Below are 17,075 nucleotides of genomic sequence, written 5' to 3' on the forward strand. Positions count from 1 at the left end.
CGCCAGCGTTCGTCCTGAGCCAGGATCAAACTCTCCAATAAAGTGTTTGACTTGCTCATTTAAACAAACTGACGAGATTTAAAATCTCATTGTATTACTCACTCGTTGTTCAGTTTTCAAAGATCAAACCATCTGTATTTCGTTATCGCTTCGTTTCAGCAGCGACCTTTATAATATATCACGCTGCCCATTCTTTAGTCAAGGACTTTTTGATTGTCATCATCTGGAAGACCTTGTCCAGCTTGTCCTGCCGGAGAAGCGAATTATAATGTACCATAGATGATCTGGCCGAGTCAACCGTCAAATCATAGTTAATTTAAGTCCCACCAACAGGGCGACACCAGGCAAGCCAAGCACGACTACTGTGCTTAAAGTGACCGGATTCAACGGAATGTACACTTCGGTTATTAACCCGGAGAAATTGATCACATAAATGCCCAGCGCCGCCAGCACGATATGGAGCCCGAACCGCGGCAGCCAAACCAATCCGAGTTTACGCGAGAACAAAATGTATAACAGCAGCGCCAGCGACACGACAAGGATGCCGATCAGCACAAGCTTCATCTTTTTCCCCTCCTATATGAAATGTTCATGAGCCTTCCCCATAATAGGACCCGTTCCGAAAAGCATCCCAATCCACCTGCGCCTGCTTAGCCGCCTTGAGTTGGATTTGGTACCTTCGCTCTGCCGCCTCCAAGGTATAGATCGCTACATCTACCTCATCGTGCCCTACCGCTTCCTGAAAAGCGATCCGTGCTCGTTCCCACTCCCTCAGCGCATTGATCACTTCCGCATACAATTCCCGTTTGTAATCCATCGCCTCGTTTCCGCGAGCCTGGTTTAAGCGGCCTTCGCCCCAGCGTTTCAATATCTTCAAGCTTGATCGCCTCCCCATCCGGTTTATTTCATGTGTATCGGGGAGAGGACAAACTTAGAACCGTGACGGTCAGAAAACAAAAAGAACTTCAGGCCCCAAGCGAAAGCCCGGACCTAAAGTTCTTCAGTACCAAACGATAAGTAAAAATCTAATTTAGTTCTCGGCGCCCTTCCAGCGCCTTGGATAACGTCACTTCATCCGCGTACTCCAGGTCGCCGCCAACCGGCAGCCCATGAGCGATTCGGGTGACGCGAATATCGAAGGGCTTCACGAGACGAGAAATATACATGGCCGTCGCCTCCCCTTCAATGTTCGGATTGGTCGCCAAAATCAGCTCTTTCACCCGCTCGTCGCTCAACCGGTTTAGCAGCTCCTTGAGCCGAATATCATCCGGTCCCAAGCCTTCCATCGGCGAAATTGCCCCCTGCAGCACATGATAGTATCCATCGAATTCCTTCGTCCGCTCCATCGCCACCAAATCTCTGGATTCCTGTACGACACAAATGACGGATGCGTCACGGGTCTTATCCTGACATATCCGGCAAGGATCCGTATCCGTGATGTTGCAGCAGACGGAGCAATAATGAAGGTTACGCTTCACGCTAACCAGCGCTTTAGCGAAATCGATGACGTCATCTTCCTTCATGCGTAGCACGTGAAAAGCTAGTCTCGCCGCCGTCTTCGGCCCAATACCGGGCAAATGGGTAAATGCATCGATCAGCTTCGCGATCGGTTCGGGATAATACAATGGGGCCTTCTCCTTCAGTTTGTAAAATTAGAATAGGCCTGGAATTTTCATTCCGCCCGTAAACTTGCCCATGTCCTGGTTTGCCAACTCTTCGGCTTTCGTCAAAGCGTCATTCACTGCAGTAAGCACCAAATCTTGCAGCATTTCCACGTCGTCCGGATCCACCGCTTCCGGTTTAATGGTAAGTGCCAGTACCTTCTTATGACCATTCACCTCTACGGTTACCACGCCGCCGCCCGCAGTGCCTTCTACCGTTTTGCTGGCGAGTTCCTCCTGTGCTTTGAGCATTTGCTCCTGCATTTTTTTCACTTGCTTCATCATTTGGTTCATATTGTTCACGCTCGTTCACTTCTCCTTTAATTGGTCTGCATGTACATCATGCGATATATAGAAAAAACATAACCACGATTTTACGGTCTATACCTGGCCGATGGTTAGTTATTCCTTGATAACGACCAGGTCATCCCCGAAGATACTTAACGCTTCGTCCACCCAAGGTTCTTTCCCAGACCCGCCATCCTCTGGCAGAGGCTCCAGTTCGAGCGGCTCGCCGCCGGGCCGTTCTCCAGCACCTTGCAACGCATCGGTCCAATCCTTCAGCATCATGGTCACCAAATGGTACGGTTTGCCCAATTGGCGTTCCATTACCGTTTCAATGACCTGCTTATTGGCTGGCTTCTCCGTAGTCTCACGGTGGATATCGTTTTTGAACGCGACTAACACATTCTCCTCCGAAACCGATACGGGCTCGCCATTTACAAACCAGGCATGGATTGTAATCTTGGCGTCCTTGACAGCCTGAAGTACTTGGTTCCATTTTTGCTGGATATCCAGAAATTCCGGGCTATTGCGCGCAGCGAGATAATGATCCATCCCGGCTGGGATTTTTGCCTTCGAGGCCACACGTGGAGCGGCACTCCGCGAAGGCCGACTTCCTCCGGCCGCTGAACCTCCTGAGGCATTGCCTCCTGCGGCAAGTCCGCCCTGCAGCGCCCGTTCCAGCTTCGCTTCCAATTCTCCAAGCTGACGCCGGAGCTGATGGACCTCGGATGCATCGGCAGACGCTCCTGTGCCGCGAGCCCCCGTCGGCTGCTCTTCGGCGCCCTCTCCTCCAAACGTACAGATCTTCAGCAAAGCGACCTCAAACAGCGTTTGTGGTTGGACCGCGTATTTCATTTCCGTCTGATAGTGATTTAACGTATCGATGATGCGGAATAACTGCGATTTTGTAAAAGCTTCAGCAATCTCCGCAAAATCCTGCGGATCCAACACGCGCTCCGTCAACTTGTCCGCCTGCGGTACCATTTTGACCATCAACAAATCGCGGAAATAGTATAGAAGGTTCTCCATACACTTATCCGCGCTTTTACCTTCCTGCATAAAGCCGTCGATCATCTGCAACATCCCGCCGATGTCACCGGCCAGCAAGGTTTTGGCCAGCTCTGCAAACTGCCGAGAGGCGATGCCGCCGGTCATGTCCAGCACCTGTTGGTACGAGACCTTACGACCCGAGAATGATGCGATTTGATCCAATACGCTTAACGCATCGCGCATCCCGCCGTCAGACAATCTGGCGATATAATCGATCGCTTCCTTCTCCGCTTCGATGCCCTCTTGTTCGCAGATCATCCGCAGTCGTTCACTTTGTTCTTCCAGTGATACCCGGCGGAAATCAAAGCGCTGACAGCGCGAGATGACGGTTGCCGGCAAACGGTGCGGTTCGGTAGTCGCTAATATAAACATCACATGCGGAGGCGGTTCCTCCAATGTTTTTAGCAGCGCGTTGAAAGCTTCCGTGGTCAGCATGTGGACTTCATCGATAATATAAACCTTCTGCCGCACTTCCGTAGGGGCATATTTGACTTTCTCCCGCAGGTCGCGGATTTCCTCAACCCCCCGGTTGGAAGCGGCGTCAATCTCAAGTACATCCATGACGGCGCCAGCTGTAATCCTCCGGCACGCATCGCATTCATTACACGGTTCAGCTGCAGGACCCTTTTCACAGTTTACGGCTTTGGCCAAAATCTTCGCGGCACTGGTCTTCCCGGTTCCCCGCGGACCGCTGAACAGATAGGCATGCGACAGCCGCTGTTCGCGGATCGCATTCTGCAACGTGCGGATGATATGCTGCTGCCCCACCATGTCTTGAAACGACTGCGGCCGCCAAGCCCGGTACAGCGCAATATGCTCCATTATGCGGCACCTCTTTCTTCCTCAAACGACGGTTGTCGTTTCCTTATTATACTATAGCCTTTTGGTCTATGTACAAAAAAACACCCCTGTCCGCAGACAAAGATGTATTTCTTATCGTATATTCACCGTGCACCTGTTATTGATCATTGCGATCCGAGCGGCACCTTTACGGCATGACTCGGGACAGGCTGCCCTCCGGCACAGGAGTAATACTGCTTATGGCTGCTTCCTTCCGGACCTGACCAGGTTCGCAGGTACTCCTTGCGGAGGACCCGTCCGTCAACATCTGCCGTAAAGACCGGCCTCACATCGACAAGACCTCTAACAGGACTTCAACCTCGCTACAGCGGATTGCGAGTTACAGGGCACCGCTACCTCCCCATCTAGCACGGTGAAACTAAGTATATCTTATGCCTGTACAAATTGCAACCGGAGGGAAGAAGTTGGCTGAGGTGGGCTGAGGTGCCTTGTCTATGCCTTGGCTGTCACTGATTTATGCCTTACCTCTCCATGCAACTCTACCTTTATTTTGATATATTAATAGAATAAGAGAACATAAGAGAGGAGAAACACATGAAACCTATCGGGAAAATCTTGCTGGCCACTACCCTTTTGGCTGGAGGCCTGTTCGGAATGCAGCCTTCTCACTCTGAGGCGGCGTCATCGGTACGGATTCTGCTGGACGGATATCCGTTGGCCTTTTCTGGCGAACCTATGATCGTGAGTGGCACGACGCTGGTTCCGTTCCGCTCCATATCCGAAGCGCTCGGGATTACCGTAACTTGGAATCAGGCCTCTAAAACGATCACCGCTGTCAAAGGTACAGGAGCCGAAGCAATCCATGTGCAACTAACGCTGAACAGCAAAACGGCGAAGGTGAACAACGCTTCCATCCCATTGGCGGTTGCCCCTCGCTCCGTAGGCGGCAATACGCTGATTCCGCTCAGCTTCTTCAGTCAACAGTTCGGAGCGCAGGTCGGATGGGACCAAACATCCAAGACCGTATCCATCGCCTCTCCGCAGGAGCGGATGTATACGCTGGGATTCTACGCCATTTCCTCCTACTCGGATGTAGGAGCGGTTCCTGGTCTGGACGCCGTTGCTTTCGGCTGGAGTCGCATCGATGAGAATGGGCAGTTCACGCAAACCGGCGATGTCTTCCGACTACCGCAGTCCGCTGGCGATGTAACCCCGGACAGTCTCGTGAATGACGCGGCTGCCGCTCGGACCTTGCCTTATTTGATGGTCTACTCCAGCGACGTGAAAGGGGAGCTAACCCGGATCATTGAAGATCCTGCCCTGCGCCAGCAGGCGATCACCGACATGGTCAGTGCGGCGACAGAGAAAGCATTCCAAGGCATCATGCTTGATTTCGAAGGGCTCGGCTTAACGACGGACAAAGCGACTACGCGTCAAGCTTTTAACGCCTTCGTGAAGGAACTGTCTAAGCAAGCTCGGGCTGCCGGCCTCAAGTTGTCCTTGGCCCTCCACCCGTTGAATTCGTCTTATCAGGGCTATGACTATAAGACCCTGGGGGCGCTGGCGGACGAAATCGTGATCATGGCTTACGATTACCTCCCGGGAGACAACAGCGGTCGGCCGCAGCCGGTGGATAAAGTAGATGAAGCGATACGTTTGGCCCTAAAAGAGACCAGCGCCAGCAAACTGATCCTCGGGCTCAACCTGGACAGCGAGGACCAAACGACCGTCAAGACGCTGACCGGTCTGGCGAAACGTTATGATCTGAAAGGCATCGCTTTATGGCGGCTGGGTATCATCAAGAGTGAGGAGTGGACCAGCCTCAAGCAAAGCGTGGAGTTTAAGAAATAAAAAGAAGTAAGTAAGCTTTCATTAATAAGCAGGTTGGATCGAGGGCTGACAGATGTCGGTTATCGTCTCCGACCTGTTTTTATTTGTACGCGCCCCCACCTTAACCGTCTGAAATGTAAAAGTGCAGTTTATTTCGCCAAATCGGCATATAGTTGCCGTTTCAAATGCAAAAGTACAGTCTAATTTCGCCTGTTGCTGCGAGTTTTCCAATTTACAGCCTTTTTGAACTGCACTTTTACATTCCAACAAGCAAAATATTCAATTTTAGCTCGAATCAACTGCACTTTTACACTTGGCGATTGGCATCGAGCGGTATTAGGAGTCCGTCGGGGTCGATGGGGCACTTCTCCTTCTACCAATCAAACGCATCCCAATCCCGCCGTACCACGTCATACATCAACACCCGGCCCGAATTCCCGCTGGAATGCGCATGCAGCCAGCCTTGCTGGCACAACTGCTGTAAATACCGCACCGCAGTCCGATGATTTACGCCAAGCTGCCTTTCTACGTCCTTCGGGCGAATAGATTTTCCTATTTGCACTGCTTGCAGCAACGTAGACTTCAACGCGATCTTAGCCAGATCACATTGTCCAGATACCTCAAACCGACTCATTAACATCCGAAGCAGCATAATGCAAATTTCAGGCTGTCGCTCCACATCGTCATAAGACAAAGAAATCACCCGGTAACCCAGAGCTTGCTGAAAAATTTCTCTGTTCAACTCCCGGCTATACATCGTGCGATCCATGTCGCGAACATGCGGTCCGAATCCTTTGATCTCAATGACGAGCTTCACGACTTCCGTTAACCAAGCGAAGTCCGCAAAATATGGCCGCCCCCGCCAATCCGCGATTTCATACTCCGGATGCAGGTTATCCAGACTCCCACGCAAAGGCCACCATACATTTCGTAAAAACAGCTGCTCGCCATGCCCATGCCCTCGATCCAAACGGTCTTTTCGTTCGCCGGAACGACGGTTGCGATGCGTGTCCAACCACAACCGATGCACCTGATCAAACTCCATATGTACGCCGCCTCCCTAAAACCGAACTTGTATACTCACGTCAGTAAATAAGAAAAAAACGCCTCCGCCCATCATCAGATAGGCAAAGACGTTCTTCGTCATTTCGCTTGTGTAAGGGTATCTTAGATACCGTATTTCTTTTTGAATCTATCCACACGTCCACCAGCATCCAGGAATTTCTGCTTCCCTGTGAAGAATGGATGGCAGTTGGAGCAAATTTCAACGCGCAGGTCTTGTTTTACGGAACCTGTTTCGAACGTGTTGCCGCAAGCGCAAGTTACCGTAGTCACGTGATATTTCGGTTGAACTGCTTCTTTCATCACTTTCACCTCTTTCCGCCCTGAGCCTCAGTCGTGCCCAGAGTTGTAATGACACACAATCGCATTATAGCACGGGCCAACCTTTCACGCAATTGCCTGTTTTATCCTCGCACTTTGACCCGGGCCAATTCAGCCGGCGGTACATGCGTGTACGATCCGATCACAACATCCGGAAGCTCCTCCTGAAAAATCTCGATCGCCTGCTTCATGCCGAGAATCTCGCCCTTCGCCTTCGGAATCAACTCCAGATAGCTTTCAGGGTCGATGTTCAGGTTGCGCAGCTGAATCAGCTTTATCTTGCTGCGACGAGCAAATTCAATCATCGCTTCCACTTCTTCCTCACGGTCTGTTACCCCGGGGAAGATCAGATAGTTGATTGAGGTATATACCCCTTGATCCGCAGCATACTTCAACGACTTCTCTACATTCGCCAATGTATAGCCACGTGGTTTGTAGTAGGCGTTGTAATGATCATCCAGCGCGCTGATCGTACTAACTCGCATCAAATCCAAGCCCGCATCGACGATCCCGCGAATATGATCGGATAACCCCGCGTTGGTGTTGATATTAATATACCCCATATCGGTCCGGCGTCTGACTTCGCGAATCGACTCAATGATGAGCTTGGCCTGCGTGGACGGTTCCCCTTCACAGCCTTGGCCGAAGCTGATGATCGACTCCGGCGTGGTCAAATGCTCCATCATGATCTCCACCAGCTCTTCAACGCGCGGACGGAAGTTCATGCGCGTCTGCGGGGAGACGAATCCGCTATCGTCCGGCTGTTCAGAAATGCAACCGAAGCAACCCGCGTTACAGGAATAGGAGACAGGGACAGCCCCTTCCCAGCGATTCAGAAACGTATTGGAAGCCGTTAGACACTCATAACCCAACGCGCAGTTGGATAAATGCTCGTACAGCCGATTCTCCGGATAACGGGAAGTATAGGTTTTCACTTGATTCTTCAGTTCAAGAGGATCGCAATTCAGCGGATTCCACTTCTCGGGGTCGTCTGACAAGCGCGCCGTCACATAAAACTGACCGTCTTTCCAGACAACCGCGGAATATCCGAACAAAGGGAGTTTATAATCCTTGTCGGTCTTCACATACCCCGGCAGACAAAGACGGGTATAGCCTTGCGGAAGCAAAGCTCCAACCGCCTGGACATTCCCGGGGAGCGGCTTCATTTCGCCAGTCTCCGGATCCATGCCGATCGGCCGGGTGGATGGTAAACCCACCAACGTCGCCCCTTCCGGAAGTGGAATCAGCTCATCCTCCATGATCTCCACGATCATATCCGCGCTGCGGGCTAAACCGTATAGCGAAGAGTGATCATAAACCTGTCCTTGTTCATCTGCATACACTAAGTACATGTTGTTCTCCTCTTTGTATTCATCGCGGAAGCAATGCTTCCCGATACACTTTTAGACTGTGGAATTATGCGGGGTCCCGGCGTTCGAAGAAGTCGAACTAGTCCGCGCAGAGGCGGAGCTTGATGAACGAACCGGACGACGTGCTCCGCCGTTACCGCCACCCGAAGGCGTGTTGCCGGAAACGTCAAAAGATGCCAGGAATTCAGCGTTGGTCTTGCAGTCACGCAGTTTCTTCAGGAACCCTTCGACAAAGTCGTAAGAGTCGTTCATATTCTTGCGAATCGACCAGATCGTATCCAGTTCTTCCTTGCTGAGCAGCACTTCCTCGCGGCGCGTGCCGGAGCGACGAATGTCGATGGCCGGGAAAATCCGGCGTTCCGCCAGCTTTCGATCCAGGTGCAGCTCCATGTTGCCGGTGCCTTTAAATTCTTCATAAATAATATCGTCCATCCGAGAACCGGTATCCACCAAAGCCGTTGCCAAAATCGTCAAGCTGCCGCCCTCTTCCACATTCCGGGCTGAACCAAAGAAACGCTTGGGACGATGGAAGGCAGCCGGATCGATCCCCCCGCTCAGCGTCCGCCCCGACGGCGGAACGACCAAGTTATAGGCGCGGGCAAGACGCGTAATGCTATCCAGCAAAATAACGACGTCCTTCTTGTGCTCCACCAATCGCAAAGCGCGCTGCAACACAAGTTCCGCAACTTTGATATGGTTCTCCGGCAGCTCGTCGAACGTAGAAGCAATCACTTCACCTTTGACGGAGCGCTGCATATCCGTTACTTCTTCCGGACGTTCATCAATCAACAATACGAATAACTCAATTTCGGGATTGTTGGTGGAGATGCTGTTGGCGATTTCCTTAAGCAGCAAGGTCTTCCCTGCTTTCGGCGGCGCCACGATCAAGCCGCGCTGGCCAAGTCCGACCGGGGCAAGCAAATCCATAATACGAGTGGATAAGTGATTTGGGGAAGTTTCGAGCGCTAATTTGGTCTGCGGATATAATGGAGTCAACGCTGGGAAATGCAGACGTTCGGCCGCGATAGCCGGATTCTCGCCGTTAACGGCGTTCACTTGCAGGAGGCCAAAGTACCTTTCATTTTCTTTAGGCGTTCGGCATTTCCCGGAAACGAGATCCCCGGTACGCAGATCAAACTTGCGGATTTGCGAAGCGGAAATATAAATATCTTCCGTACTGGGCAAATAATTAATCGGTCTTAGGAATCCGTACCCTTCCGGCAAAATCTCGAGCACGCCTTCCATAAACATCAGACCGCTTTGTTCAGCCTGTGCCCTTAAAATAGCGAAAATCAATTCTTTCTTCTTTAATTGGCCGTAATAAGGGATCTGATACTGCTTCGCCAGCTTGTACAGCTCGGTAAGCTTCATCCCTTCCAGATCGGCGATTTGAAGATCCATATTAAAATAACCACCTATTCAATTTTATTGAAATCTATGAAGTCATGGCATAATGATAGACTTATTCGCCTAGTATGCCCTATCTTTGGCAACTTATGCGACGGAGAGGAAAGTTATTCTTCCGTTTCTCGCCAAACATCCGCGCCTAAAGCGCGCAAATTCGGAACCAGATGGTCATAACCCCGATCAATCAGCTCCACGCCGAAAACCTCGGTAATTCCCTCTGGAACAGTTAATCCGGCTACAACCAGCGCCGCCCCGGCACGCAAATCCGCCGCTTTGACCTTGGCTGCATTAAGCGGTCCGCCTTCAATGATGGCCGAACGGCCTTCCACGCGGATTTTCGCCCCCATCCGCACCAGCTCCGGCACATGCTTAAACCGGTTGCTGTACACAAAATCGCTAAGTACGCTGATCCCCTTCGCCTGGGTGAGCAGACTCGTCATCGGCGACTGTATATCCGTAGGAAACCCGGGATAGACTAACGCCTTGACATCGACATGATGGTAGTCTGGGCGTCCGATCACTCGAATGCTCTCATCAAGCTCTTCAACTTGGGCACCCATTTCCAGCAGTTTTGCCGTCAACGCCTCCAAGTGTTTAGGAATTACGCCATCGATTAAGACATCGCCCCGCGTCGCCGCGGCAGCTATCATATAAGTCCCCGCCTGGATCCGGTCGGGAATAATGGAATGGCGGCAGCCTTTCAGCTCGCTAACACCCTCTATCCGGATCGTCTCCGTGCCGGCCCCTTTAATCACGGCCCCCATGGAATTTAACAAAGTGGCCACATCTATAATTTCAGGCTCTTTCGCCGCATTTTCGATAATTGTAGCGCCTTTGGCTCTTGTCGCCGCCAGCATAATATTAATTGTCGCTCCAACGCTGCTGACGTCCAGGTAAACCTTCGCGCCATGCAGCTCTTTCGCATGCAAATGAATGGCTCCGTGCTCATTGGTTACGGTCGCCCCTAATGCTTCAAACCCTTTGATATGCTGATCAATCGGACGAGGCTCAAAGTTACATCCTCCCGGCAAGCCGATCGTAGCTTCTTTGAAACGCCCTAACATAGCCCCCATCATATAATAGGAAGCCCGTAACTTCTTTACCGGCCCATTGGGCATCGGAATCGAACGAATATGGGTGGGATCGATGCGCATTTGACTACCATCCCACATGACGCGAGCACCCAGCTCCTCCAAAATCTCCGAGTATACCGCCACGTCGCTCAAAATCGGCAAGTTATCCAGAACCACTTCGGATTCTGCCAAGATCGTAGCCGGAATTAGCGCGATTGCGCTGTTTTTTGCACCGCTGATCGAAACGCTTCCGCTCAGCGGACGTCCGCCACGGATCATTAATTTCTCCATAAGTCCAGGATCCCCCTACGTATTTGCGTCGGTACACAAGCCCATGATTTTTAGCGGCAGAAATGGAAAGACACCGTCTAAGCGGTGTACTCTCCAAGTCACCTTATTCAGCTGGACGGTCCAATCCCTTGTCCGCCCTATGGTTTGCGCCGCCCCCATCCTAGCGGAGTACGGCGCAAACGCTTGGCGTTGATCCTTAAGCCTTGTTGTTGGAACCAAACTCGCGGATTTTACCAACCACCGTAGACTTGATCGCGTCGCGACCAGGAACGATGTATTTACGTGGATCGTAAGCGTCTGGTTTAGCAGCCAATACATCACGAACCGCTTTGGTGAACGCAATTTGGTTCTCTGTGTTCACGTTGATTTTGGAAGTACCCAGCGAAATCGCTTTGGTGATATCATGCGTTGGAATGCCTGTCCCGCCATGAAGCACAAGCGGAAGCTTAACGGCATCGCGGATTTGTTCCATTTCTTTGAAGCCGAGGTTCGGCTCGCCGTGGTAAGGACCATGCACGGAGCCCAAAGCAGGTGCCAGGGTATCGATGCCGGTTTCTTTGACGATACGAACGCACTCGTCCAGGTTAGCGTATTGGATGCCGCCGATGACATCGTCTTCTTGACCGCCGACCGTGCCAACTTCAGCTTCAACCGAAACGCCTTTGGCATGAGCGTATTCAACAACTTGCTTCGTCATGGCGATGTTCTCGTCGATCGGATGATGGGATCCGTCGATCATAACGGAAGTAAAGCCAGCGTCGATCGCTTCTTTACATTTATCAAAGCTCGAACCGTGGTCGAGGTGAATTGCAACGGGTACTGTAATTTTCATGTCATGCAGCAAGCCTTCCACCATTTTAACAACGGTGTAGAAACCGCCCATATGGCGGGCAGCGCCTTCAGAAACGCCCAGAATTACCGGGGATTTCTCTTCTTCAGCTGCAGCCAGAATGGCTTGCGTCCATTCCAGGTTGTTGATGTTGTACTGGCCTACGGCATATTTGCCGGCAAGGGCTTTGTTCAACATGTCAGTCATCGATACTAATGGCATGGGTTTCAATCCTCCTAAGGATGTGGGATTTTATCTTATTTAGCCGACATTCACACACTTTCTTATTATACCACAACCTGTCAAAAATACTATTCATGCTTTCCTTTCGTTTGTGAACGCCTTGTGCTTATTTATTCCAGAAAAAGAGACCTTCTTTAGGAGACCGCGTGATTCCACGCCGCTCTTCTAAAGAAGGCCTTCTTTTCATCGCGGTCCGCCTAAAGGCGAGCTCCGCCCTTAAGCTGCATGTTGACCGCTGCGCGCATTTCATCAATGTCGAAGGGTTTCGTAAAATGCATCAGAGCTCCAAGATCTGTGGCTTCCTTGATCATATCGAGCTCGCCGTAGGCCGTCATCATGATGACCTTGATCTCCGGATTGGCCTCCTTGATATGTTTAAGGATTTCCAAACCATCCATGCCCGGGATTTTCATGTCGAGAAGCACCAAATCCGGCGAGTCGCTGCGGACGATTTCCAAAGCCATTTTGCCGTTGGCCGCCTGAAACGTTTTATACCCTTCGCTGCTGAACACTTCCATCAATAAAATGCGGATTCCGTTCTGATCGTCGACAATTAACACTTTCTTCTCTTCCACCGAAAAGCCCTCCTACAAGTCCACCCTGTAATCCTGGTCATACCTAAATACTTCGCTCCCGATTTGCAAAACCCTTCTCCACTGGAAAAAAGAGCCTTAAAAAATCAGTTGACCCATAATTGACAGAGTGTCCCCGGGCTGGCACTTGCGGTCAATCCGTGTTTAGGACAAATGCGCGATGGAGGCCTTCACGAACTCGCGGAACAGCGGCTGCGGACGGTTTGGCCGAGAAGTGAACTCTGGATGGAATTGCACCGCCAGGAACCAAGGATGGTCCGGAAGCTCCACGATTTCCACCAACCGCCCATCCGGCGAGGTTCCGGAAATACGCAAGCCGACGCGTTCCAGCGTCTCGCGATACGTATTGTTGAACTCATACCGATGACGATGGCGCTCGTACACCAGCTCGTCGTCATAACATTGCATGGCGAGCGATCCCGGTGCTAGCTTACAAGGATACAATCCCAGCCGCATCGTACCGCCGAGATCCTCGATATCCTTCTGCTCTGGCAACAGGTCGATCACCGGATATTCGGTGGACGGATTGATTTCCGAGCTGTTGGCGCCTTGAAGCCCAGCCAACGAACGAGCAGACTCGATCACGGCCACCTGCATCCCCAGGCAAATGCCAAAAAACGGAATCTTGTTTTCGCGGGCGTAACGGATCGTCGTAATTTTGCCCTCGATGCCGCGGTCGCCGAAGCCACCCGGAACGAGAATCCCGCCTACACCTTGCAGCAGCTCAGCCACGTTCTCGTCCGTTACTTCCTCCGCGTTCACCCAACGGACCTTCACGTCCGCATTGGCGTCAAAGCCGGCGTGGGACAACGATTCCACCACGCTAAGATAAGCGTCATGCAGCGCCACGTATTTACCGACGATGGCGATTTCCACCGTTTTCTCCAGCTTGTTGATCCGCTCTACGAGACCTTCCCATTCGCGCATATCCGGAGCCGGCGTCGTCAGTTTAAGGTGGTTAACGACAATCTCGTCGAGCCCTTCGTCGCGCAGGTTGAGCGGCACTTCGTACAGCGTGTCTGCGTCGCGGCATTCCACAACGGCGCTAGGATCAACGTCGCAGAACTGGGCGATTTTCCCCTTGATATCGTCCGAAAGCTCATGCTCCGTACGGCAGACAATGACGTTCGGCTGAATCCCGATGCTGCGCAGCTCCTTGACGCTGTGCTGGGTCGGCTTGGTTTTCACTTCGCCGGCGGCTTTGATATATGGAATCAGCGTCACGTGAATATACATCACGTTCTCGCGTCCGATGTCACTCTTGATTTGGCGAATCGCTTCCAGGAACGGCAAGCTTTCGATATCACCGACGGTCCCGCCGATTTCGGTGATGACGACGTCCGAGCCTGCTTCACGTCCGGCGCGGAAGACACGCTCTTTAATCTCGTTCGTAATATGGGGGATGACTTGAACCGTTCCGCCGAGATACTCGCCCCGACGTTCCTTGCCGATGACCGAGGAATAAATTTTCCCCGTGGTCACATTGCTGTTCTTCGAAAGATTAATATCGATAAAACGTTCATAATGGCCCAGATCCAAATCGGTCTCAGCGCCATCGTCCGTGACGAATACTTCCCCGTGCTGATACGGGCTCATCGTGCCCGGATCGACGTTGATGTATGGATCGAATTTCTGGATCGTTACCTTCAAACCCCTGTTCTTAAGCAGCCTTCCCAGCGAAGCCGCCGTAATGCCCTTCCCCAGTGAGGATACGACCCCGCCTGTCACGAAAATGTATTTTGCCACAGCCTAAAACCTCCTAAAGTAGTACGTGTTCATGAAAATGGGATCCCAGAAATCCAGGCAACTTAGATCATTAGCGTAACCTATTATCCGGTAAAACATAGCCAAAAAGGCTATAAAAAAACAAAAAAAGTGACACCCGAATAGGTCGGGGCACTTTCAAAAAAATGCATATGTTATAGGTTTGAATCATAAGCCCATGCAATAGTTTACCCGTTACCCCTGTTCGTGTCAAGTCAAGTCGAGAGGCATTCTCTGAACAAAATAAGACATAAAAAAGGACGGCTCAGGCCGTCCTCCAATTTGGTGCTCATAACTGCGAGTTCTCCGTCCAGAGGCAAATTAATCCTCGTCGCTGTCCTCGAAATCCTCCTCAGCGTCGAGTTCTTCCTCTTCTTCGGCGAGTTCATCCTCGTCCTCGAGTTCCTCGTCAGGCAGCAATTCCTCGTCTTCAACTTCTTCCACGTCGTCATCGTCGTCATCCGGGAACAGCTCGTCTTCGGTGTCCTCGTCGATCGCATCGTAATCCTCTTCGTCGTCGGAAACGTACGTATCTTCTTCTTCCACAAAATCATCGTCCAGATCATCGTCGTCGTCATTGATGATGCGCGGACGTTTGGAATTGCCGACCGGATCTTCCGAACGCTCGATTGGATACCAGCGCTTCAAGCCCCACAGGTTGGTGCCGACGCAGGCAAACCGTCCATCGATATTTATTTCCGTATAAAGCTGCGCAATCGCTCCGTTAATTTGCTCTTCCGTCATTCCGCGAAGCTGAGCAACCTCATTCATAAGGTCGCGGTAATAGTACGGCGTATTTGCCGCTTTCAAGATCATAAAGGCCAAATCGACCATCGGGATTTCTTGGACCTTCTCCGGGTCGATTTTCAAATTCAAAGGGGTACTCACGTTACGGACACTTCCTCTCACGCAAATAGTTCACTATAAAGTAAAGATGAAACCTTCTCCTTAAGGCCGGTTTCCTTCACTAACATATCCATATCACACAATAGTAAAACCTATTTGGACCCAAATTGCAAGTTTTAAAAACACACCAAAGCCCCGCCTGCCAAAAGGGAAGGAGCGGAGAACCCCCGGTTCTCCGCTCCTTGACTGTATCCTTCCCCAAAGAAGGCCCCGGCCTTCTCCTGGGTTGGCGAAAGCCGCAAGGCCTTCTCTTCATCCTATGTCCAGATTTGCACTTTGACACGCCGTATTGACGTCAAATACGGCAAGCTGGGCCCATTTCCGCAAAACAGGGCCGCTTCCCCATTCAATGAAAAAGGGAACCTCATACTATACTTCAACACGCTTCGTAGGAGGGGCTACTTATACATGGACTACTCTGGATTCCTCAGGTATTTGAACGATCATGTCGACGCCTCCGGAAAAAGCGGTCGTATCATCATCCGCTTTGCGCACCCGGCTGATTTCGCCGAATGCGTACGGCAATTGTTCAAGTACAAGCGCCAGCATCCCGCGCTGCGGCACGTCCGATCATCATCGCTACTGCAGGCGCTCATCTGCCCCCTTGGTTTGAGGGGGGAAGCCGCCCGCTCCCGCTTTGGCCTTAGGATCGAAGAAGACAGCCTCGTCAGCGTCCATAGCCCAGCCGCGGCTAATAAAGGGCAAACTACCGCAATTCCTTGGGGGGTACGGCGAATTGGTGCCCCGGAAACCTGGTCCATGTCCACTGGCTATCGGGTACGCGTTGGCGTCATCGATACAGGGGCCGATTTCAGTCACCCGGATTTACGCCATTCCCTGGCCCGAGGGATCAATCTGCTGAATCGAATCAGTCTACCGTACGACGATAACGGGCACGGCACCCATATCGCCGGAACCATCGCCGCTTCCGGCGGATCGCAGGGGATGATGGGGGTTGCCCCCCGGTCCTTAATTTTTCCGGTGAAGGCGTTTGACCATAACGGCTCCGCCTTTGTTTCCGATATCATTATGGGCATCGACTGGTGCGTACGCAACCGGATGCACATCGTTAATATGAGCTTCGGCATGAAGAGCAACAGCGCCTCGCTGCAAAACATCATTCGAAAAGCTCATAACGCAGGGATCGTTGTCGTCGCCTCCTCGGGGAACGACAAAAAGGGCCGCGGCGCCGATTACCCGGCGCGCTACCCTCAAACGATTTCCGTAGGTGCGACCAGCAAGGACGGCAAAATCGCCTCCTTCAGCAACCACGGTCCCAACATCGATATTTACGCCCCCGGCGAGAAAATCAGCTCTTCCTGGCTGGGCGGCGGCTACCGCGAAATGAGCGGCACCTCCATGGCGACTTCGCACGTCAGCGGTGCGGTTGCCCTGCTGCTTGCCATGAAGCCGGACATGAAGCCGGCTGAAATCAAACGGCGCCTGCGACGCACCGCCAAGCCATTAACCAGCACAGCGGCCAGAACCAAAGGCGGCGGCGCCGGCGAGCTCAGCGCGGCGCGCCTGTTGCGTTCCAAACCGGGGCGCAGCAGCAGCTAGGTGTGTAGAACGCCGTATCGGTGTTGTCG

The 17,075-nt window shown here is 52.0% G+C and carries 16 protein-coding genes and 1 other RNA gene; 2 read left to right on the forward strand and 15 right to left on the reverse strand.

The features are described 5' to 3' along the window. Window positions 1-300: 300 nt before the first annotated feature. The 6 genes from KJS42_RS22485 to ffs form a co-directional block, all read right to left on the reverse strand. Entirely contained in the window at window positions 301-564 is a 264-nt protein-coding gene (locus tag KJS42_RS22485) for a pro-sigmaK processing inhibitor BofA family protein (RefSeq protein WP_155608692.1), read from the reverse strand. Between the two features lie 25 nt (window positions 565-589). After that, window positions 590-817: a DUF2508 domain-containing protein gene (locus KJS42_RS22490; RefSeq protein ID WP_418888800.1), complete on the reverse strand. Its 228-nt coding sequence runs from the start codon at window positions 815-817 to the stop codon at window positions 590-592. 208 nt (window positions 818-1,025) lie between these two features. After that, window positions 1,026-1,625 (reverse strand): recombination mediator RecR, encoded by a 600-nt coding sequence (recR, locus tag KJS42_RS22495; protein ID WP_155608690.1) that lies wholly within the window; start codon window positions 1,623-1,625, stop codon window positions 1,026-1,028. A gap of 27 nt (window positions 1,626-1,652) precedes the next feature. Continuing rightward, window positions 1,653-1,964 (reverse strand): YbaB/EbfC family nucleoid-associated protein, encoded by a 312-nt coding sequence (locus tag KJS42_RS22500; RefSeq protein WP_193418760.1) that lies wholly within the window; start codon window positions 1,962-1,964, stop codon window positions 1,653-1,655. 99 nt (window positions 1,965-2,063) lie between these two features. After that, complete coding sequence (dnaX, locus tag KJS42_RS22505; protein WP_155608689.1) at window positions 2,064-3,818, reverse strand: DNA polymerase III subunit gamma/tau; 1,755 nt, start codon at window positions 3,816-3,818, stop codon at window positions 2,064-2,066. 125 nt (window positions 3,819-3,943) lie between these two features. After that, window positions 3,944-4,210: signal recognition particle sRNA large type (ffs, locus tag KJS42_RS22510), an RNA gene on the reverse strand. 181 nt (window positions 4,211-4,391) lie between these two features. Here ffs and KJS42_RS22515 point away from each other — a divergent pair. Continuing rightward, window positions 4,392-5,648, forward strand: a complete 1,257-nt coding sequence (locus KJS42_RS22515) for a stalk domain-containing protein (protein ID WP_213624154.1) — start codon at window positions 4,392-4,394, stop codon at window positions 5,646-5,648. A 352-nt stretch (window positions 5,649-6,000) separates the two neighbouring features. Here KJS42_RS22515 and KJS42_RS22520 read toward each other — a convergent pair whose 3' ends face one another. The 9 genes from KJS42_RS22520 to rpoE all read right to left on the reverse strand — a co-directional run bounded on the left by KJS42_RS22520 (window position 6,001) and on the right by rpoE (window position 15,468). Continuing rightward, window positions 6,001-6,672 (reverse strand): PDDEXK family nuclease, encoded by a 672-nt coding sequence (locus KJS42_RS22520; RefSeq protein ID WP_213624155.1) that lies wholly within the window; start codon window positions 6,670-6,672, stop codon window positions 6,001-6,003. Between the two features lie 122 nt (window positions 6,673-6,794). Continuing rightward, window positions 6,795-6,992, reverse strand: a complete 198-nt coding sequence (gene rpmE, locus KJS42_RS22525) for a 50S ribosomal protein L31 (protein WP_155608687.1) — start codon at window positions 6,990-6,992, stop codon at window positions 6,795-6,797. 101 nt (window positions 6,993-7,093) lie between these two features. Then, window positions 7,094-8,362, reverse strand: coding sequence for a radical SAM family protein (locus KJS42_RS22530; RefSeq protein ID WP_155608686.1), 1,269 nt, complete (start codon window positions 8,360-8,362; stop codon window positions 7,094-7,096). A gap of 51 nt (window positions 8,363-8,413) precedes the next feature. Beyond that, window positions 8,414-9,781 carry a transcription termination factor Rho gene (gene rho / locus KJS42_RS22535; RefSeq protein ID WP_193418749.1) on the reverse strand — a complete coding sequence of 456 codons (1,368 nt, stop codon included), beginning with the start codon at window positions 9,779-9,781 and terminating at the stop codon, window positions 8,414-8,416. Between the two features lie 113 nt (window positions 9,782-9,894). Then, window positions 9,895-11,151, reverse strand: coding sequence for a UDP-N-acetylglucosamine 1-carboxyvinyltransferase (locus tag KJS42_RS22540; RefSeq protein ID WP_213624156.1), 1,257 nt, complete (start codon window positions 11,149-11,151; stop codon window positions 9,895-9,897). Between the two features lie 196 nt (window positions 11,152-11,347). Next, a complete protein-coding gene (fba, locus tag KJS42_RS22545; RefSeq protein WP_155608683.1) occupies window positions 11,348-12,202 on the reverse strand; it encodes a class II fructose-1,6-bisphosphate aldolase in 855 nt (284 codons plus the stop codon). A 218-nt stretch (window positions 12,203-12,420) separates the two neighbouring features. Then, complete coding sequence (locus KJS42_RS22550) at window positions 12,421-12,798, reverse strand: response regulator (protein ID WP_059040443.1); 378 nt, start codon at window positions 12,796-12,798, stop codon at window positions 12,421-12,423. Window positions 12,799-12,960: 162 nt separating this feature from the next. Then, the gene (locus KJS42_RS22555; protein WP_193418747.1) at window positions 12,961-14,562 is read right to left on the reverse strand and encodes a CTP synthase; all 1,602 of its coding nucleotides are present in this window, start codon (window positions 14,560-14,562) and stop codon (window positions 12,961-12,963) included. Between the two features lie 339 nt (window positions 14,563-14,901). Continuing rightward, entirely contained in the window at window positions 14,902-15,468 is a 567-nt protein-coding gene (gene rpoE / locus KJS42_RS22560) for a DNA-directed RNA polymerase subunit delta (RefSeq protein ID WP_193418745.1), read from the reverse strand. A gap of 426 nt (window positions 15,469-15,894) precedes the next feature. On the opposite strand from rpoE, the gene KJS42_RS22565 reads away from it, so the two are divergent. Then, window positions 15,895-17,046, forward strand: a complete 1,152-nt coding sequence (locus KJS42_RS22565; protein ID WP_155608682.1) for a S8 family peptidase — start codon at window positions 15,895-15,897, stop codon at window positions 17,044-17,046. Window positions 17,047-17,075: the final 29 nt, after the last annotated feature.

Source organism: Paenibacillus sp. J53TS2, assembly GCF_018403305.1.
In the GTDB taxonomy this organism is placed as follows: domain Bacteria; phylum Bacillota; class Bacilli; order Paenibacillales; family Paenibacillaceae; genus Fontibacillus; species Fontibacillus rhizolycopersici.